Source organism: Pseudogemmobacter humi, from assembly GCF_900609055.1.
In the GTDB taxonomy this organism is placed as follows: Bacteria; Pseudomonadota; Alphaproteobacteria; order Rhodobacterales; family Rhodobacteraceae; genus Pseudogemmobacter; species Pseudogemmobacter humi.
Genome location: NZ_UXAW01000075.1, coordinates 12,095 through 30,736 on the forward strand (window position 1 = coordinate 12,095; position 18,642 = coordinate 30,736).

18 protein-coding genes are annotated in these 18,642 nt (G+C 68.4%); 10 read left to right on the forward strand and 8 right to left on the reverse strand.

Features of this window, described 5'->3' with window-relative positions:
- The first annotated feature begins 17 nt into the window (after positions 1 to 17).
- The 3 genes from XINFAN_RS12420 to XINFAN_RS12430 all read left to right on the forward strand — a co-directional run bounded on the left by XINFAN_RS12420 (position 18) and on the right by XINFAN_RS12430 (position 2,094).
- The gene (locus XINFAN_RS12420; RefSeq protein WP_124087190.1) at positions 18 to 617 is read left to right on the forward strand and encodes a nitroreductase family protein; all 600 of its coding nucleotides are present in this window, start codon (positions 18 to 20) and stop codon (positions 615 to 617) included.
- Positions 618 to 830: 213 nt separating this feature from the next.
- On the forward strand, positions 831 to 1,463 hold the full coding sequence (locus tag XINFAN_RS12425; RefSeq protein ID WP_124087191.1) for a MarC family protein: 633 nt from the start codon (positions 831 to 833) through the stop codon (positions 1,461 to 1,463).
- A 55-nt stretch (positions 1,464 to 1,518) separates the two neighbouring features.
- Positions 1,519 to 2,094: a retropepsin-like aspartic protease family protein gene (locus tag XINFAN_RS12430; RefSeq protein ID WP_124087192.1), complete on the forward strand. Its 576-nt coding sequence runs from the start codon at positions 1,519 to 1,521 to the stop codon at positions 2,092 to 2,094.
- A 115-nt stretch (positions 2,095 to 2,209) separates the two neighbouring features.
- On the opposite strand, the gene XINFAN_RS12435 is transcribed toward XINFAN_RS12430, so the two are convergent.
- Positions 2,210 to 2,677: a DNA polymerase III subunit chi gene (locus tag XINFAN_RS12435; RefSeq protein ID WP_124087193.1), complete on the reverse strand. Its 468-nt coding sequence runs from the start codon at positions 2,675 to 2,677 to the stop codon at positions 2,210 to 2,212.
- 5 nt (positions 2,678 to 2,682) lie between these two features.
- Positions 2,683 to 4,152 carry a leucyl aminopeptidase gene (locus tag XINFAN_RS12440; RefSeq protein WP_124087194.1) on the reverse strand — a complete coding sequence of 490 codons (1,470 nt, stop codon included), beginning with the start codon at positions 4,150 to 4,152 and terminating at the stop codon, positions 2,683 to 2,685.
- Between the two features lie 185 nt (positions 4,153 to 4,337).
- Here XINFAN_RS12440 and lptF point away from each other — a divergent pair, with 185 nt between their 5' ends.
- The 6 genes from lptF (at position 4,338) to rsmA (ending at position 11,934) form a co-directional block, all read left to right on the forward strand.
- A complete protein-coding gene (gene lptF, locus XINFAN_RS12445) occupies positions 4,338 to 5,459 on the forward strand; it encodes an LPS export ABC transporter permease LptF (protein WP_124087195.1) in 1,122 nt (373 codons plus the stop codon).
- Positions 5,456 to 6,550, forward strand: coding sequence for an LPS export ABC transporter permease LptG (gene lptG, locus XINFAN_RS12450; protein WP_124087196.1), 1,095 nt, complete (start codon positions 5,456 to 5,458; stop codon positions 6,548 to 6,550). Before lptF ends, lptG begins: the two co-directional genes overlap by 4 nt.
- A 1-nt stretch (position 6,551) precedes the next feature.
- A complete protein-coding gene (locus XINFAN_RS12455) occupies positions 6,552 to 8,717 on the forward strand; it encodes an LPS-assembly protein LptD (protein WP_233352201.1) in 2,166 nt (721 codons plus the stop codon).
- Positions 8,718 to 8,788: 71 nt separating this feature from the next.
- Positions 8,789 to 10,042 carry a peptidylprolyl isomerase gene (locus XINFAN_RS12460; protein WP_160144607.1) on the forward strand — a complete coding sequence of 418 codons (1,254 nt, stop codon included), beginning with the start codon at positions 8,789 to 8,791 and terminating at the stop codon, positions 10,040 to 10,042.
- Between the two features lies 1 nt (position 10,043).
- The gene (gene pdxA, locus XINFAN_RS12465; protein ID WP_124087198.1) at positions 10,044 to 11,009 is read left to right on the forward strand and encodes a 4-hydroxythreonine-4-phosphate dehydrogenase PdxA; all 966 of its coding nucleotides are present in this window, start codon (positions 10,044 to 10,046) and stop codon (positions 11,007 to 11,009) included.
- An 85-nt stretch (positions 11,010 to 11,094) separates the two neighbouring features.
- Positions 11,095 to 11,934 carry a 16S rRNA (adenine(1518)-N(6)/adenine(1519)-N(6))-dimethyltransferase RsmA gene (rsmA, locus tag XINFAN_RS12470; RefSeq protein ID WP_124087199.1) on the forward strand — a complete coding sequence of 280 codons (840 nt, stop codon included), beginning with the start codon at positions 11,095 to 11,097 and terminating at the stop codon, positions 11,932 to 11,934.
- A gap of 43 nt (positions 11,935 to 11,977) precedes the next feature.
- On the opposite strand, the gene XINFAN_RS12475 is transcribed toward rsmA, so the two are convergent.
- The 6 genes from XINFAN_RS12475 to XINFAN_RS12500 form a co-directional block, all read right to left on the reverse strand.
- Positions 11,978 to 12,793 carry a DUF4167 domain-containing protein gene (locus XINFAN_RS12475; protein WP_124087200.1) on the reverse strand — a complete coding sequence of 272 codons (816 nt, stop codon included), beginning with the start codon at positions 12,791 to 12,793 and terminating at the stop codon, positions 11,978 to 11,980.
- A 258-nt stretch (positions 12,794 to 13,051) separates the two neighbouring features.
- The gene (gene prmC, locus XINFAN_RS12480; protein WP_124087201.1) at positions 13,052 to 13,903 is read right to left on the reverse strand and encodes a peptide chain release factor N(5)-glutamine methyltransferase; all 852 of its coding nucleotides are present in this window, start codon (positions 13,901 to 13,903) and stop codon (positions 13,052 to 13,054) included.
- Positions 13,900 to 14,949: a peptide chain release factor 1 gene (prfA, locus tag XINFAN_RS12485; RefSeq protein WP_124087202.1), complete on the reverse strand. Its 1,050-nt coding sequence runs from the start codon at positions 14,947 to 14,949 to the stop codon at positions 13,900 to 13,902. The genes prmC and prfA overlap by 4 nt, the downstream gene beginning before the upstream one ends.
- 31 nt (positions 14,950 to 14,980) lie before the next feature.
- Positions 14,981 to 15,862 (reverse strand): hypothetical protein, encoded by an 882-nt coding sequence (locus XINFAN_RS12490; RefSeq protein WP_124087203.1) that lies wholly within the window; start codon positions 15,860 to 15,862, stop codon positions 14,981 to 14,983.
- 99 nt (positions 15,863 to 15,961) lie between these two features.
- Positions 15,962 to 16,369, reverse strand: coding sequence for a DUF6636 domain-containing protein (locus XINFAN_RS12495; protein WP_124087204.1), 408 nt, complete (start codon positions 16,367 to 16,369; stop codon positions 15,962 to 15,964).
- Positions 16,370 to 16,543: 174 nt separating this feature from the next.
- A complete protein-coding gene (locus XINFAN_RS12500) occupies positions 16,544 to 17,704 on the reverse strand; it encodes a M20 aminoacylase family protein (RefSeq protein ID WP_124087205.1) in 1,161 nt (386 codons plus the stop codon).
- 72 nt (positions 17,705 to 17,776) lie between these two features.
- On the opposite strand from XINFAN_RS12500, the gene mazG reads away from it, so the two are divergent.
- Positions 17,777 to 18,637, forward strand: a complete 861-nt coding sequence (mazG, locus tag XINFAN_RS12505) for a nucleoside triphosphate pyrophosphohydrolase (RefSeq protein ID WP_124087206.1) — start codon at positions 17,777 to 17,779, stop codon at positions 18,635 to 18,637.
- Positions 18,638 to 18,642 lie beyond the last annotated feature (5 nt).

The window sequence follows — 18,642 nt, forward strand, 5'->3', positions numbered from 1 at the left end:
AACCGAAGGCAAATCCTATGTCGAATGTGATCGAACATCTCCGCACCCGCCGCACCCAATATGCGCTCGGCCGCAATGTCGCGCTGCCGAAAGACGAGATCGAGGCGCTGATCAAAGAGGCGATCCGGCTCGCGCCCTCGTCGTTCAACTCGCAAAGCTCGCGCGCGGTGATCCTGTTCGGCGCCGAAAGCGAGAAGGTCTGGTCGCTGATCGGGGCGGAACTGCGCAAGATCGTTCCGGCCGATCAGTTCGCGCCGACCGAGGCCAAGATGAAGAGCTTCGCCGCCGGGATCGGCACGGTGCTGTTCTACGAGGACCAGGCCACGATCAAGGGCCTGCAAGAGAACTTCCCGCTCTATGCCGACGCCTTCCCGGGCTTCTCGATGCATTCGGCCGGCATGGCGCAGCTCGCGGTCTGGACCGCCCTGGCCGAGAAGGGCATCGGCGCCAGCCTCCAGCATTACAGCCCGATCGCCGATGCGGCGCTGGCGGATGCCTTCGACATTCCCGCAAGCTGGAAGCTCCAGGCCCAGATGCCCTTCGGCTCGAACGAGGCGGGCTTTCAGGACAAGACCTTCATGGCCGACGAAGAGCGTTTCATCACCCGCGGCAAGTGATTTCACCGCCGGCGTCACGAGTGACCGGGGAAGGCGCCGCCTTCCCCGTTTTCATCTTTGCAACATCCGCCCGCTTCCCCGCCGCTCATCGGCCCTTACGGGCCTCTTCGCTGGCGATGACGCCCGTAAGGGCGGAAGAGCGCCGCCGCGGATACAGCCCCTGACGCAAGGGCCCGGGCTTGGCCCCGACCGCGATCCGGCCTATCCTCGGCCATGGACAGCGCCTTTCTCATCACCGCCTTCGCCACGCTTTTCGTGGTGATCGACCCGCCGGGGCTGATCCCGCTGTTCATCGCGCTCACCCGCGGGATGGATGCCGGGCACCGCCGCGCCATGGCGCGCCGCGCCTGCCTGATCGCCGCGGCGTTGCTTCTGGTCTTCGGCCTGTTCGGCGAGGCGATCCTCGGCTTCATCGGCATCTCGATGCCCGCCTTCCGCATCGCCGGCGGGATTCTGCTGTTCCTGACCGCCCTCGACATGCTGTTCGAGCGCCGCACGCAGCGCCGCGAGGGCCAGCAGCCCGACCCCGACCACGACCCCTCGGTCTTCCCGCTGGCGACGCCGCTGATCGCGGGGCCCGGCGCCATCGCCACCATGATCCTGCTGATGGGCCAGGCCGGCCCCGACTGGAGCGCGCACTGGCCCGCGAAGCTCGCCGTGATCGGGCTGCTGGCGGCGATCATGCTGGTCACATTCCTGTTCCTGCTGGCGGCCCCGCCGATCGAGCGGCTGATGGGCCGCACCGGCACGGTGGTGATCACCCGGCTTCTGGGGATGCTTCTGGCCGCGCTCTCGGTGCAGTTCGTGATCGACGGTGTGCGTCAGACCGGTCTGATCGCGGGCTGAACCCCTTCCCCAGGGCGCCGCTTTCCCCCATATCTGGCGCAAAGGAGACCCCCGGATGGACGCAGAACTCTGGCCTCGCCTCGCCTATCTCGCGCTTTTGCTGATGGCGGTGGGCGGATGGGTGATGGTGGAATACCGCGGCCGCATGGGCCAGGCCCTGCGCACGGCCGCCGCCTGGGGGCTGATCTTCACCGGGCTGATGGCGGGCTACGGGCTGTGGGACGACATCCGCACCGACACCCGCCCGCGCCAGATGGCAACCGAAGGGGGCGAGATGGCTTTGCGCCGCGCCGCCGACGGCCATTTCTACGCCGCGCTCGACATCGGCGGCACCGAGGTCTTCTTCATGGCCGATACCGGCGCCACCAATATGGTGCTGTCGCGGCGCGACGCCGAACGGCTGGGCTTCGCCCCCGGGGATCTGCGCTTCCTCGGCGAGGCCATGACCGCGAACGGCGTGGTGCGCACCGCCCGCGTCACGCTCGACGAAGTGACCTTCGGCCCCTTCACCGACCACAGCCTGCCGGCTTACGTCAACGAAGGCGCGATGGACGGCTCGCTTCTCGGCATGGAATATCTGCGCCGCTTCGACATCCGCATCGAGGGCGACCGGATGATCCTCAGCCGCTGAAACACCCGCGCCGCCTGCCCCTTCCTCTTGCCGAAAATATCCCCGGCGCCCGCCGTCACGCGCGCGCCTGCCCCTTTCATCCTGACCCAAATACCCCCGCCGGAGGCATCCGCCCTCAGCCGCCCGCGCCGCTTTCGGCCTTTTTCTCCCACCGCCCCGAAGCATCGGCCCAGTATTCCGCGGCCAGTCCCGCGGCGGTGACCGCCTTCCATTCCGCCCGCGCGGCCTTCACCTGAGCCTCGTCGGCATCCTCGAACAGCAGCCAGACCCGCTCCATGCCGCGCGCCTCCTCCGGCTCGACCCGCACACCTGCAAGCAGCATCACCGCCCTGGCCCCGTTCACCGCCGCGCCCTCTCCCAGCAGCACCGGCTGATCGGCGTCATGCGGGCCGCCTTCCAGGCCATGCGGCAGGAACCCCTCTTCCGGGCGCAGCCAGAGCTGGCTGTCCAGCCGCTCCAGCCCCTCGCGCGAGGGGCCGCGCAGCATCACCCGCCAGCCCTGCGCCAGCGCCTGGCCAAGCAGCATCTGCGCCGCCTCGTCCAGCGCATGGCGCGTCAGGTGGTAGAACTTCACCGCCCCCAATGCGCTTACCCCTCGTAACGATCCGCGATCAGCCGGTCGAGCGCGCGCACCCCCCAGCCGGTGGCGCCCTTCGGGCTGAGCGGCGTCCCGGCCTTGCTCCAGGCGGTGCCGGCGATGTCGAGATGGATCCAGGGCATGCCGGGCCGGATGAAACGGTGCAGGAACTGCGCCGCCGTCACCGATCCCGCCTCGCGGCCGCAGGAATTTCGCATATCGGCAAGGCGGCTTTTCAGCAGCGCATCATAGGCCTCGCCCAGAGGCATCCGCCAGGCGCCCTCGCCCTCGGCTTGGGCCGCGCGCAGGAAGGCGTTGCAGAACGTGTCGTCGTTCGAGAACACCCCGGTGTTCTCGGCCCCGAGCGCGACGATGATCGCGCCGGTCAGCGTGGCAAGGTCGATCACGCCGCGCGGGGAAAAGCGGTCCTGAGCATACCAGAGCACATCGGCCAGCACGAGGCGGCCTTCGGCATCGGTGTTGATCACCTCGATCGTGTCGCCCTTCATCGAGCGCACCACATCGCCCGGGCGCTGTGCCTTGCCGTCGGGCATGTTCTCGACCAGCCCCACAAGGCCCACGACATTCGCCCGCGCCTTCCTGAGCGCGAGCGTGCGCATCACCCCCGCGACCGTGGCCGCGCCGCCCATATCCATCACCATGTCTTCCATCCCGGCGGCGGGCTTGAGCGAGACGCCCCCGGTGTCGAAACAGACGCCCTTGCCGACCAGCGCCAGCGGCGCCTCGCCTTTCGCGCCACCCTTCCACTGCATCACCACGACCTTCGACGGGCTTTCCGAGCCCTGGCCCACCGCCAGCAGCGCGCGCATCCCGAGTTTCGAGAGCTCCGCCTCCTCCAGCACCTCGACCTCAAGCCCGATCCCGCGCATCTCGGCGAGGCGGGTGGCGAATTCGGTGGTGGTCAGGACATTGGCGGGCTCGTTGACCAGATCGCGGGCGAAGAGCACACCATCCGCGCGGGCGCTCAGCGGGGCGGCCTCGTCGGCCAAGGCCCCGGGCTGACCCACGAGAAAGGCGACCTCGCCCGGCTCCCTGCTCTCGGCCGAGCGGTAGGTCTCGAACCCATAGGCGCGCAGGGTGAACCCCTCGGCGATCGCCGCCGCGCGCGGATGGCTTTCCGCCAGAACCGTCAGCGCCCGGTGGTCATGCGCCGCGCCGAGCGTGGCACCCGCCTTCCGCGCCGAAGCCGCATCGGTGCGCCGCGCCAGCCGCACGAGATGCAACACGTCGCAGGCCAGACCCGCGGGGAAAGCCAGTTCCAGCCCCTCGCCGGGTTTCAGCTTCGCGAAAGCCTCCGAACTGACCGCCCGCGCAAGCGCGCCTTTCGCGGCCCGGTCGAGCCGGCGCGAAAGCGGCGACAGCGCGGCCCCCGCATCGGCGAAAACCGCGATGCGGCCCGCAAGAGCCGTCAGCGCCCCCGCATCGGCTTCCTGATACCGGATCTGAACTGGCTGCGACATTCGGTTGAATTCCCTTGCAAAAGTCTCTGGTCCCTCTGCCCGGTCCGCCCGACCGGCAAAGCCTTGCCGCAAAGCTAGTCCTGCCCGGCCCGCTTGGCCAGATATGAGTTTTACCCGGAACCGATTTCGGCTAGGGTCCGGCCCGAGCCGCAAGGCCCGCAACCCGAGATCCCCCCGAGAGTCCCTTGTCGAGATTCGACCGCTATCTTCTGTCCCAGTTTCTGGCCCTGTTCGGCTTTTTCAGCCTGGTGCTGGTGGCGGTCTATTGGGTCAACCGGGCCGTGGGCCTGTTCGATCAGCTGATCGGCGACGGGCAGTCGGCAATCGTGTTCGTGGAATTCTCGCTTTTGACGCTGCCGAACGTGATCCGGCTGGTGCTGCCGGTCTCGGCCTTCGCCGCCTGCCTTTACGCGGTGAACCGGCTGATGCAGGAATCGGAGCTGGTGGTGATGCAGGCCACCGGATTCTCGGCCTTCCGCCTTGCCCGCCCGGTCTTGTTCTTCGGGATCTGCGTGTTCTCGATGCAGATGGTTCTGACGAACCTTCTGGTGCCGATGAGCCAGGCCCGGCTCTCGGAGCGCAGCGCCGAGATCGCCGGAAACATCACCTCGCGCTTTCTGAACGAGGGGCGCTTCATGCATCCCGCCGACGGCATCACGCTTTATATCCGCGAGATCAGCCAGTTGGGCGAGCTGAACGACATCTTCCTCGCCGACGACCGGGCGGAATCCGAGCGGGTGATCTACACCGCCCGCCAGGCGCTGATCGTGCGCGGCGAGACGGCGCCGAAACTCGTCATGCTCGACGGCATGGCGCAAAGGATGAGCCGGGACGGCCACCGCCGCCTGTCGCTGACCCGGTTCGCCGATTTCACCCTGGATATGGCCGGGATCATCGGCGGCAAGGACGGGCGGCTGAAAAGCCTGCGCGAGGTTTCCACCCTCGCGCTGCTGGCGGCGCCCCCCGCCTTGCAGGAGGAAACCGGCGCCAGCCGAGCGGCGCTGCTGGAGGAAGGCCACGGCCGGATCGCCACCGCGCTTCTGGGGCTGGCGGCGCCGCTTCTGGGCTTTGCCGCGCTGATGCTGGGGGGCTATTCGCGCTTCGGGTTGTGGCGGCAGATCGGCATCGCGGTTTTGCTGATCATCGGGCTGCAACTGATCAACACCGCCGGCTCGGGCGCGGCACTGAAGGCCGACAACCGCTGGCCGCTGGTCTATGCCGCGCCGCTGGTCGGGGTGATCCTTGCAACGGTGCTGCTGTGGGTCGCCGGGCGGCCGCGGCGGCGGCCGAAAGGGGCCGCGGCATGACGCTTTCCCTTTATATCGCGCGGCGTTTCGCCACCACCGTGGGCCAGGTCTTCCTGATCTTCTTCGGCATCCTGATGCTGATCGACATGATCGAGCAGCTGCGCAAGTTCTCGGGCAAGGGCGCGGGCCTCGGCGATGCGTTCCGGCTTTCGCTGCTGAACGTGCCCGAAACGCTCTACCGCATCCTGCCGCTGATCTTCGTCATGGGCTCGATCGCGCTGTTTCTCGGGCTGGCGCGGTCGTCGGAACTGGTGGTGGTGCGCGCGGCCGGGCGCTCGGGGCTGCGGTTTCTGATGGTGCCGGTGCTGGTCGCCACGCTGATCGGCGCGCTGGCGGTGGCGGTGCTGAACCCGCTGGTCGCCGCCACCTCGCGCGCCTATGAGGATCTTTCGGCGGAATATGCCGCGCAGGGCGCGGTGCTCTCGGTCTCGGACGCCGGGCTCTGGCTGCGCCAGGGCGGCAGCTACGGCCAGACCGTGATCCAGGCGCAGCGCGCGGGCCTCGACGGCACCGTGCTGCACAATGTCTCGTTCCTGACCTTCGGCGAGCAGGGCGTGCCGGTGACCCGGATCGAGGCGGAAAGCGCGGAACTCACCCGCGGCGCCTGGATCATGACCGGCGCCAAGGTCTGGAACCTGAAGGCGGCCAACCCGGAACTCTCGGCCACCCGCTGGCCCGACGGCACCCGCCTGCCCTCGGATCTGACGCCCGAGCGGATCCGCGACAGTTTCGGCACTCCCTCGGCGGTGCCGGTCTGGCAGTTGCCGTCTTACATCGCCGGGCTGGAACAGGCCGGATTCTCGGCCCGCAGCTACCGGCTGTGGTTCCAGATGGAACTGGCGCAGCCGCTGCTTCTGACCGCGATGGTGCTGGTCGCCGCCGGTTTCACCATGCGCCATGCGCGGTTCGGCAAGACCGGGATCCGGGTGCTTTACGCCATCCTCGCCGGTTTCGCGCTGTTCTTCCTGCGCAACTTCGCCCAGGCCCTTGGCGACAGCGGGCAGATTCCGGTATCTCTGGCGGCATGGAGCCCGCCCTTGGCGGCGGTGCTGCTGGCGCTTGGGCTTCTCTTGCATCTGGAGGACGGCTGACATGCACCCCCGCCGTCTTTTCGCGGCTCTCGCGCTGACGGGCGCGCTGATGGGCACACTGATCGCCGCGCTGGCGCTGCCCGCAGGCGCGCAGGAGCGTGCGACGCTGATCGCCGACCGGATGGAAATCTCGGGCGACAACCGGCTGAGCGCCGCCGGCAATGTCGAGGTGCTGCACCAGGGCTACCGGCTGACCGCGGCCCGCGTGACCTATGACAAAGCGGCGGATTCGCTGACCATCGACGGGCCTCTGACGCTCACCGACCCCGAGGGCCGCGTTCTGGTCCTCGCCTCGCAGGCGGCGCTCTCGGCCGATATGACCGAGGGGCTGCTGACCAGCGCGCGGCTTGTCCTCGACCGCCAGTTGCAGCTTGCCGCCGACAGCATGGCGCGGATCGGCGGGCGGTATTCCACGCTCGACAATGTGGTGGCCTCGTCCTGCAAGGTCTGCGCCAGCCATCCGACGCCCTTGTGGGAGATCCGCGCCCGCCGGGTGATCCACGACGAAGAGGCGCGGATGATCTGGTTCGACCGCGCCCAGTTCCGCGTCGCCGGAGTGCCGGTGTTCTACATCCCGCGCCTGCGCCTGCCCGACCCTTCGCTCGACCGCGCGAGCGGCTTCCTTGCGCCCAGGCTGCGCACCACATCCAGCCTCGGGACCGGGCTGAAGATCCCTTATTTCATCACGCTCGGGCCGGACCGTGACCTGACCGTCACCCCCTATCTGACCACGAAGAACAGCAAGACGCTGGAACTGCGCTACCGCCAGGCCTTCCGCAGCGGCGCGATCGAGATCCAGGGCGCGGTGACCGGCGACGATCTGACCACCGATCCGCAGCGCGGCTATCTGCTGGCGCGCGGCAGTTTCGATCTGGTCAACGACTTCCGGCTGACCTTCGATCTGCAAACCACCTCGGACAACGCCTATCTGCTGGATTACGGCTATTCCGACCGTGACCGGCTCGACAGCCGGCTGGAGCTGAGCCGGGTGCGCAGGAACGGTTTCTTCTCGGCCCGGCTGGTCAGCTTCCAGTCGCTGAGGGACCAGGACGACAACGACACCCTGCCCTCGCTGGTCACCGACATGACCTTCCACCGCCGCTTCTCGCTGGGGCCGCTCGGAGGCATGGGCGGGCTCAGGGTGCAGACCCATTCGCATTACCGCACCTCGTCAAGCCCGCTCGACCCGGACGGCGACGGCATTTCGGACGGGCGCGATATGGGGCGGGTCTCGGTCCGCATCGACTGGCGGCGCAGTTTCGTCTCGGACCCCGGGATCGAAACGACCGTGCTGGGCGAGGCACAGCTCGACGCCTACCGCCTGCGCCAGGATGCGCTTTACGAAGGCCGCTACACCCGCGCAAGCGCCGCGGCCGGGGTGGAGCTGCGCTGGCCCTGGCTGAAAGCGGCAGAGGGCGGCGCCGTCCATGTGATCGAGCCGGTGATCCAGCTTGTCGCCGCCGGGCGCGACGGCTCGGGCATTCCCAACGAGGATTCGGTGCTGGTCGAATTCGACGAGGGCGGGCTCTGGTCGCTCGACCGCTTTCCGGGTGCCGACGCGATCGAGCAATCCAGCCGCGCCAATCTGGGCGTGACCTGGACGCGCTACGATCCGGCGGGCTGGAATGTGGGCTTCACCCTCGGCAAAGTGCTGCGGGTGAGCGACAAAGACAGCTTCGGCCCCGCCTCGGGCCTGGGCGGACTGAGCTCGGACTGGCTGACGGCGGCAAGTTTCAGCCTGGCGAACGGCTTTTCCGCCACCGGCCGGGCGGTGTTCGACGACGATCTGGAGCTGTCGAAAGGCGAATTGCGCCTTGCGCTCAGCTCGGGGCGGCTGTCGCTGGCATCCTCGGCGCTCTGGGCGGTGGCCGATACCACCGAGAACCGCCCGGCCCCCTCGCGCGAGCTGACCTTCGATGCGGCCTGGCAGGTGAACCCCGCGCTCGTTGCCAAGGCCGAGGGGCGCTACGACTTCGAATCGCATCGCGGCACCATCGCCGGGCTGGGGGTGGAATTCCGCAACGAATGCGTGGCGGTGGATCTTTCCCTCTCGCGCCGCTTCACATCGTCGGATAGTGTGACGCCGACCACGGATTTCGGCCTTTCGGTCGATCTGATCGGATTTGGCAGCGGCAGAACGGCCGGCCCGTCGCGGCGCTGCTACTGAAAACGCTGATGAAAACAGCCGGGGCGACAACAGCGCCCGAGGCGCGGAAAAACGGGCAGACGGTCGGGAAGATGACGAAACCGCAAGACGTGCAGCGCATGGGGCAAGGGTCGAAGACGCTGGGGGCCGCGCTTCTGGCCGCGCTGCTTCTCGGGGCCTCGGGCGGCGCTGTGACCTTCCCCGCCCCGGCGATGGCGCAGAACCTTTTCGCGCCGCGGCTTTACGTGAACGACCAGGTGATCACCGAATACGAGGTGGTCCAGCGCGCTTTGTTCCTGCAACTGCTGAACGCGCCCGGAGATCCCGAGACCGAGGCGGTCAAGTCGCTGATCGACGACCGGCTGCGCATGACCGAGGCGAAGCGCCTTGGCGTGAAGCTGACGCCCGAGGAACTGGCCAATGGGATGGAGGAATTCGCCTCGCGCGCCAGCCTGACCGCCGAGCAGCTTGTCGCCGAATTGCAGAAGGTCGGCATCGCGCCCGAGACCTATCGCGATTTCGTCCATGCCGGCGCGATCTGGCGCAAGATCGTCCGCGACCGCTATACCGGCCGGGTGCCGGTTTCCGAGGCCGATGTCGACAAATTCCTCGATTCCGCCACCCGGCCGCGGGCGCTGAAGGTGCTGGTCTCGGAACTGGTGATCCCGGCCGAGCCGGGCAAGGAAGAGGCCGCGCTCGCGCTGGCGAAACGGCTGTCGCAGGAAATCACCACCGAGGGCGGTTTCGCCGCCGCGGCGCGCCAGCATTCGGCGGCGCCGACCGCGCCCTCGGGCGGGCGTATCCCCGACTGGTTGCCGCTGTCGAACCTGCCGCCGGCGATCTCTTCGCAGCTGCTGGCGCTTGGCGACGGCGATGTCTCGGCGCCGGTGGTGGTGCCGGGCGCGGTGGTTCTGTTCCAGTTGCGCGGCATCGCGAAGGATGAAAGAGCGGCGCCGGTCAGCGTCAGCGTCGAATGGGCCGATCTGGTGATCGCGAACGATCCGGCCGAACTGGCGCGGATCCGGGCCGGGGCTGACACCTGCAACGACCTTTACGCGCTGGCGCGCGGGCTGCCGCCCGAACAGCTGACGATCCGCAGCCAGAACGTGGCCGAACTGTCGCCCGAGGTCGGGCTGGAACTGGCGAAGCTGGACATCAACGAATTCGCCGTCCTGCCGCGCGGCGATGCGATCCGGCTGATCATGCTGTGCAAACGCCAGCCGGTGACCGAGGCCGAGCCCAACCGCGAGCGGATCAAGGAGCAGATCCTGAACCAGAAGCTCGACGGGATGGCCGAGAACTACCTTGAGGAACTGCGCCACGCCGCGCTGATCCGCGAGCCGTAACATGCGCCCCGTCGCCCTGTCCTGCGGCGATCCGGCGGGAATCGGCCCCGAGATCGCGGTGAAGGCGCGCGCCGCGCTGGCCGGGGAGCTGCCGTTCTTCTGGATCGGCGATCCGCGCCACCTGCCGCCCGGCACAAACTGGACAGAGATCGCCACGCCGGCCGGGGCTGCGGCAGTGCCCGCCGACAGGCTGCCGGTCCTGCCCCTGGCTTTCGCGCAGGAGGCGGTGCCGGGGCAGCCCTCGGGGGCCAATGCCGAAGGGGTGATCCGCGCCATCGAGCGCGCGGTCGCTCTGGTGAGGGAGGGCGCGGCCTCGGCGCTTTGCACCGCGCCGATCGCCAAGAAGGTGCTGATCGACGGCGCCGGTTTCGGCTTTCCCGGCCATACCGAGTTTCTGGCCCATCTCGCCGGGGCCGGGCGGGTGGTGATGATGCTGGCCTGCCCCCAGTTGCGGGTGGTGCCCGCGACCATCCATATCGCGCTGCGCGAGGTTCCCGCCGCGCTGACCGAAAGCCTCCTGGAAGAGACCATCCGCATCACCCATGCCGGGCTGATCCGCGACTTCGGCCTCGCTGCGCCGCGGATCGCGGTGGCGGGGCTGAACCCCCATGCCGGCGAGGGCGGCGCCATGGGCGACGAGGAGGAGCGGATGATCCGCCCGCTGGTCGCCCGGCTGGCGGCCGAAGGAATGCTTATCCGCGGCCCCCTGCCCGCGGACACGATGTTTCACGCGGGCGCGCGGGTGGGCTATGACGCCGCGGTCTGCGCCTATCACGACCAGGCACTGATCCCGATCAAGACCCTCGACTTCGACGGCGGGGTGAATGTGACGCTGGGCCTGCCGTTCGTGCGCACCTCTCCTGATCATGGCACCGCTTTCGACATCGCCGGGAAGGGGATCGCCTCGCCCGCCAGCCTGATCGCAGCCCTGCGGCTGGCGCGGGACATGGCTTTGGCGCGGGGATAAGGCGGGGGCCAGCCCCCGCGCCGCCGCCTTGCGGCGCCGGCTTCCCCCGGGGTATTTGGGTCAGGATGAAAGACAGGAGGCCCGTTTGGGAACCATCGACGGCCTGCCGCCCCTGCGCGAGGTGATAGAGGCGCATGATCTGGTGGCGAAGAAGCAGCTCGGGCAGAACTTCCTGCTGGATCTGAACCTGACTGCCAAGATCGCGCGCTGCGCCGGGGATCTGACCGGATACGACGTTCTGGAGGTGGGGCCGGGCCCGGGGGGGCTGACGCGGGGCCTTCTGGCCGAAGGCGCGCGCCATGTGGTCGCGGTCGAGAAGGACGCGCGCGCGCTGCCCGCCCTCGCGGAGATTGCGGCGGCTTATCCGGGGCGGCTGACGGTTCTGCACGGCGATGCGCTGGAACTGGATCTGACCGCGCATCTGAAACCGCCGGTGAAGGTGGTGGCGAACCTGCCCTATAACGTGGGCACCGAGCTTCTGATCCGCTGGCTGTCGCCCCCGGCCTGGCCGCCGTTCTGGCAGAGCCTGACGCTGATGTTCCAGAAGGAAGTGGCCGAGCGGATCGTGGCGAAGCCGCGGACCGATCATTACGGGCGGCTGGCGCTGCTGGCGCAATGGCGGGCGGAGGCGCGGATCGTGATGAGCCTGCCGCCCGAGGCCTTCACGCCTGCGCCGAAGGTGCATTCGGCGGTGGTGCATCTGACCCGGCTGGAGGAGCCGCGCTATCCCGCCGACGGCAGGGTGCTGGCGCGGATCACCGCCATGGCCTTCAACCAGCGGCGCAAGATGCTGCGGTCCTCGCTGAAGGGGCTGGCGCCGGATGTCGAAGACCGGCTGCTGGCGGTGGGTATTCCGCCGACCGCCCGGGCCGAGGAGATCGGGCTGGAAGCCTTCTGCGCGCTTGCGCGCAACATCGCCGGCTAAAGACGAAAAAGGCGGAAAGACCGGGGGTCTTTCCGCCTTGGGTTCATTCCGCCGCTGCGGGCGTGTCGGGGGCGCCGCCGCCCGATCCGCCCTCATCTGTCTTGCCCTCGCCCGATTTGCGGGGCCGGCTGGCGCGGCGCGGTTTGGCCTCTTCGCCCTGCGCTTTGGGCGCGCGCGGTGCCTTCGGGGTTTCGCGGGGCGTATCGCCGCCCGCCTCTTCGCGCGCCCGGGGCGGGCGCTGGCTGCGCGGGCTGCGCGCGGCGCGCTCTTCCTTCGGTGCAGGCGCGGTCTCGGGGGCCGGAGCCTGGACCGGGGCCTGGACCGGAGCCTCGGCTGCTGCGGGTTCGGAAACCACGGGGGCCGCCGGAGCCGCACCGGCCGGAGAGGTTTCCGGCAGTTCGACCAGACCGCCCTCGCCCGTACCGAAGTCGATCACATCCTGAGCGGCCGCCGCGGGCTGGCCGCCACGCTCGCCCTGCGGGCGATGCTGATCGCGATCCCGGTCGCGCTCTCCCCGGTCGCTCCGGTCGCCGCGATCATTGCGGTCGCGGAACTCGCGGTTGCCGTTCTGCTGCTGATACTGCTGCTGACGCGCTTCCTGTTCGGCGGCGAGTTCACGCTGCGCCTCGGCCAGCATCCGTGTGTAATGCTCGGCGTGCTGAAGGAAATTCTCAGCCGCCACGCGGTCGTTCGAGAGCTGGGCATCACGCGCCAGCATCTGGTATTTCTCGATAATCTGCTGCGGCGTGCCGCGCACCTTACCCTCTGGCCCCGACGAATCGAACACGCGATTGACGATATTGCCCAGAGAGCGCGGGCGGTTCTGGCTGGAACGCGAGCGTTTCTTGGAAGAGCGCATCTTTTCCTAAATGAGCAAAGGATCACTTAGCCCCGTCGAAGCCGAATCTTCCGGCTGAACAATACGAGAGGCCTGATCGGGTTTTGCGCGGGGCGTGCCAGCCAAGGCTGTCCGAGCCGCCGCATGGGACTGCATAAACATGCGCCGGGGGGCGTGGCAAGGCAATTCTCGGTCAAAGCGCCGTGTTTCCGTACGAAACCGGGCAAAATCGCGCGATGTGGCGGATTTACCCCGCCCCTTGCGGCGGGGATCCGCCGCTCAGGCCGGCCGACGGCCCGCGACCACCCGGTCGCGGGTGTCGAGATCGGGCAGGATGCGGATGTCCCTGATGCCCTGCTCGGCGAGGAGGGCCGAGACCGCCGCGCCCTGCGTCGGGCCGATCTCGAACAGGATCCGGCCGCCGGGGGCCAGCATCCGGGGCAGTTCGCGGCAGATCGCGCGATAGGCATCAAGCCCGTCTCCGCCCGGGGTCAGCGCGATCTGCGGATCCCAGTCCAGCACTTCGGGCGCCAGACCGGCCATTTCATCGGCCGCGATATAGGGCGGGTTCGACACGACCAGATCGAAGTATCCGCGCCCCCCGTCCCACCAGTCCCCGTCGGTCCAGTCGCACCGGCAGAAATCCACCCGCTCCGAAAGGCCGAGCGCGACGGCGTTCTCATCCGCGAGGCCGAGCGCCGCGCCCGAATAATCCGCGCCGAGGCCCATCGCCCCCGGCATCCCGTGCAGGCAGGAAAGCAGGATGCAGCCCGAGCCGGTGCCGAGATCGAGGATCCGGGCGAAGGGCTCGCGCAGCGCCTCTTCCACGAGGGTCTCGGTCTCGGGGCGCGGATCGAGCACCTCGGGCGTGACGCGGAAGGAGAGCCCGTGAAACAACCGGGTTCCGGTGATTTTCGAGACCGGCTTGCGCAAGGCGCGCGCGGCGATGGCGGCCTCGAACCGCTGCGCCGCATCCGGCCCGAGGGGATCGCGGATCACGAGGGACAGCCGCGCCGGATCCAGCCCGAGCGCATGGGCCAGCAGCAGCCGCGCGTCGCGGGCCGGGTCTTCGACACCCGCAGCCCGCAGCCGCGCCACGGCACCGATCAGCGCGGCCTGGGCGGTGCTCATTCGATTTCCGCCAAGCGTTCGGCCTGGTCATGGGCGATCAGCGCGTCGATCACCTCGGTCAGATCGCCCTGCATGATCTGCGGCAAAGCGTAGAGCGTCAGGTTGATGCGGTGATCGGTCATCCTTCCTTGCGGAAAGTTGTAAGTGCGGATGCGCTCGGAACGGTCGCCCGAGCCGACCTGGGCCTTGCGCTCGGCCGCGCGGGCATTGGCGAGGCGCTCGCGCTCCAGCTCGTAAAGCCGGGCGCGCAGGACCTGCATGGCGATGGCACGGTTCTGGTGCTGGCTCTTTTCCGAACTGGTCACGACGATGCCGGACGGCAGATGGGTGATGCGCACCGCCGAATCGGTGGTGTTGACGTGCTGGCCGCCCGCCCCGCTGCTGCGCATCGTGTCGATGCGGATGTCTGCGGCGGGGATGTCGATATCGACCTCCTCGGCCTCGGGCAGCACGGCGACGGTCGCGGCCGAGGTATGGATGCGCCCGCCCGCCTCGGTCTCGGGCACGCGCTGCACGCGGTGGACGCCGGATTCGTATTTCAGCCTGGCATAGACGCCCTCGCCCCGGACATGGGCGGTGAATTCCTTCACCCCGCCCAGATCGGAGAGCTGGCTTTCCAGCACGCTGAACTGCCAGCCCATCCGCTCGGCATACCGCTGATACATCCGCGCGAGGTCGGCGGCGAAAAGGCTGGCTTCCTCGCCCCCGGTGCCGGGCCGGATTTCAAGGATCGCCGGGCGGGCATCGGCGGCGTCCTTCGGCAACAGCGCAAGCCGCAGGCGCTGCTCCATCGCGGGCAGGTCCGCGCGCAGACGGGCGAGCTCCTCTTCGGCCAGCATCCGCATCTCGGGATCGGCCAGCATCGCCTCGGCGGCGGCGATCTCATCCAGCGCCGCGCGCCAGGCTGCGATCCCGGCCACCACCGGGCCGAGTTCGGAATATTCGCGGCTGAGCGCGGCGATCTCGTCGCCGCCGCCCGCGTTCAGCCGAGCCTCGACATATTCGAAACGCTCGGTGATGCGGGCAAGTTTGTCCATGGGCACCATGGCTTTTTCCTGGCGCGGCCTGCGCCCCGGGTCAAGAGCGCGCGTCCCCCGAATCCCTCGCGGCCCGGATCGCGGCCAACAGCCGCTGCCGCACGGGCCCGAGGTAACGGTCGGACCATTCCATCCGCCGCCCCTTGTGGTCGGTGACGATCCGGGCCTCGGGCAGGTCGAGCAGCGCCTGCGGCTTCACCTCATCGCCGGGAAGCGTGATCGCCACCAGCCTGGCCCGGCGCGCGCGCACCCAGGGCAGCGCGCCGCAGAGCCGCCCGAACCAGAGCCGGGGGAACATGAATTCTGTCGGGAATTTCACCACCGCCGAACGCGGCACCGCGCGCATCACCGGCTGCGCCACCCAGGACAGAAACCGCTCGTCGGCCCGCATCGGCGTGCCACGGAACTCCGGCTGCGCCGCGGCCATCTCCAGGAAGCGCGCGGCAACGAAGCCACAATGCGCGGGATGCCAGACCACGACCGAACTGTTGCCGCGAGCATAGCGCCGCCCTCCGCTGAGCCGCCACAGCCAGCGCGCAAATGCGCCGAACGGCAGCACGGCGCTTTGCAGGATCGAAATTTCCGTCTCGCTGCGGCGCAGGGCGACGAGGCGCGCGATGTCGCCCAGCACCACCGTGTCGAGGTCGAGAAACACCGCCGGCATGTCGTCCGGCACCACGCCACCCCGGAACATGGCAAGTTTGGCCTGGCAGCCGCCGCCCATCCAGGCCGGTTGCAGGAACTCGGGCGGGAAATCCACGCAGCGCACCTGCGCGGCCAGCCCCTCGCGCGGGCGGTCGGTGATCAGCACCACCCGCGCCGGTGCGAACGAGCGCGCGCAGACCGCCGCAACGAGGCCGTTCACATCCGAAACGCCATATTTCGTGCCCCAGAGCATAAGTACCAGTTGCCAGTTTTGCATCGCCCACCACCCGGCCGCCGGATGTCTCCGTCATGCACCTCGCGCGAGATTATCCCGGTCTCGGGCGGGCAACCAGAGGTCACCCCCCGGCTCAATGGTTCAGAACAGTTTCTGACGCGCCTTCGAGACCGTGAACCCATGGCCCTGCGGATTGGTGCAGGTCATGCCGGTCTTTTCCGAGCTGCAACTGACCGGCCCGAGCGTCACGCTCTGGCCGTAGCCGAGCACCGGCGCGCGCGGGTCGATCACCGTATCGCCGTGGCAGGTCAGAATACCCGGCCCGCGCGCCTCGACGCTGAAGGACGAACCCCAGTCCAGATCGCAATTCGCGGGCGGGCGGCGGTAGCTGGGGGTGAGTTCCTTCATGTCGCAGCGCGCGCCGGGATGGTCGTCGGCCCAGATCATGCAATGGATATTGCCGGTGGGGGACTGAAAGGCGATGTAATCCTGCGCATGGGCCGGGGTCGCAAGCGCCAGAAGCCCGGGGAAAGCAAGGAAAAGACGCATCGGAAATCCTCCGCTCGGGCGCGGGAAACGCCGCGCCGCGGGCTGAGGTTCCCACAACGGGGCGGACCGCGTCAATGCCGGGAAACCCCCGAAGGCGCGCTCATCGGTCTTAACAGACCTCTTCGCCTGCGATGACGCCCGTAAGGGCGGAAGAGCGCCCGGCCGGGCCGGGGGTCAGAGTGGCTGCGCGCGTTCCACCAGCCTCGCGAAGAAGCTCGCGCCATATGGTGCGGCTTCGTCGTTGAAATCATAGGCCGGATGATGCAGCCCGGCGCCGGGGCCGATGCCGAGAAAAAGATAGGCCCCGGGCCTCGCCTCCAGCATATAGGAGAAATCCTCCGATCCCATCTCGCGGTTGGCATATTCGTTGACCGCCTCCGCCCCTGAGACCTCGCGCGCCACATCGGCGGCGAACTGCGCCTCTTGCGCGACATTGATCGTCGCCGGATAGCCCCAGTCGTAGTCGATTTCCGCCCGCACCCCGAAGGCCGCCGCGGTGCCCTCGACGATCTCGAAGAAGCGTTTCTTCAGCAGATCGCGCACATCGGGGCGGAAGGCGCGGATCGTCGCGGCAAAGGTGCCGTCCTCGGGGATGATGTTCGAGGCCGAGCCGGTATGGATCATCGTCACCGAAATCACCGCCTCGTCCAGCGCATAGACGTTTCTCGGCACAATGGTCTGGATCGCCTGGACCATGGCGACGATGGCCACCACCGGATCGGTGCAGTCATGCGGCGTGGCGCCATGGCCGCCCTTGCCGGTGACCTTCACATAAGCCGTATCCACCGAGGCCATCAGCGGCCCGAGCGTGGTCTGGAAATGCCCGAGCGGCAGGTTCGGCGCATTATGGATACCGAAGACGCGGGAAATCCCGAACCGGTCCATCACGCCTTCCTTAACCATGACCTCGCCGCCGCCGCCCTCTTCCTCGGCCGGCTGGAAGATCAGCGCCACGCGCCCCGCGAAATTCCGCGTCTCGGCAAGGTATTTCGCGGCGCCCAGCAACATCGTCACATGGCCGTCATGGCCACAGGCATGCATCTTCCCGGGCCGCTGCGAGGCATGCTCCGCCCCGGTCTGTTCCTCGACCGGCAGCGCATCCATATCGGCGCGCAATCCGATCACCGGCCCCGGCCGCTGGCCGTCGATCAGCGCGACGATGCCGGATGTCGCGATTCCCTCGTGAATCTCGTCCACCCCGATCTCGCGCAGCCGCGCCACGATGAAAGCCGCCGTCTCATGGCAGTCGAACTCCAGTTCGGGGTTCATATGCAGATGATGACGCCAGCCCTTCATTTCCCCGGCATAAGAGGCGATACGGTTCAGGACGGGCATAGGTCTTCCTCGCATTGACGCGGCGCACCGCTTACTGTCAGACGATATGATCAAATATCCCGGAGGACCGCAATGTCCCTTCCCCGCCCTGACCGATCCGAAAGCGACGCGCTGGTCCATGCGCAGGGCGCCGATTCCGGCACGCTCGGGCGGTTGCAGGAGATAATGGCGCGGCTGCGCGACCCGGAGACCGGCTGCCCCTGGGATGTGGAACAGAGCTTCGCCTCGATCGCGCGCTATACGCTGGAGGAGGCGCATGAGGTCGCCGATGCCATCGAGCGCGAGGCCTGGGACGAGCTGCGCGGCGAGCTGGGCGATCTGCTGTTTCAGGTGGTGTTCCATTCCCGCATCGCCGAAGAGGCCGGGCTGTTCAGCCTTTCCGATGTGACACGGGCGATCAGCGACAAGATGGTGGCCCGCCATCCGCATGTGTTCGGGGCCGAGAGCCGGGACAAGACGGCCGAGCAGCAGACCCGCGACTGGGAGGCGATCAAGGCGCAGGAGCGCGGACCGGCGCGGGTGCTCGACGGCGTGGCCATGGCGCTGCCGGGGCTCACCCGCGCGGTGAAGCTGCAAAACCGCGCGGCGCGGGTCGGGTTCGACTGGCCGCATGCGGGCGAAGTGGTGGCGAAGATCGCCGAAGAGGCGGCGGAGCTGGTCGAGGCGCGCGACAGCCTGACTGATGCCGAAGTGGCCGAGGAAATGGGTGATCTGTTGTTCGTCATGGCCAATCTGGCGCGGCATCTGAAAGTGGATCCCGAGGCGGCCCTGCGCGCGGCCAACGCCAAATTCACCCGCCGCTTCAACCGGATCGAGGACTGGCTGGCCGAGGACGGGCGCAGCCCGGCGCAGTCGGACCTCGCGGAAATGGACGCGCTCTGGGATCGCGCCAAGGCCGAGGAAAAGACGGGGGAAAAGGCGGCGAAGCGCTAGCCAGC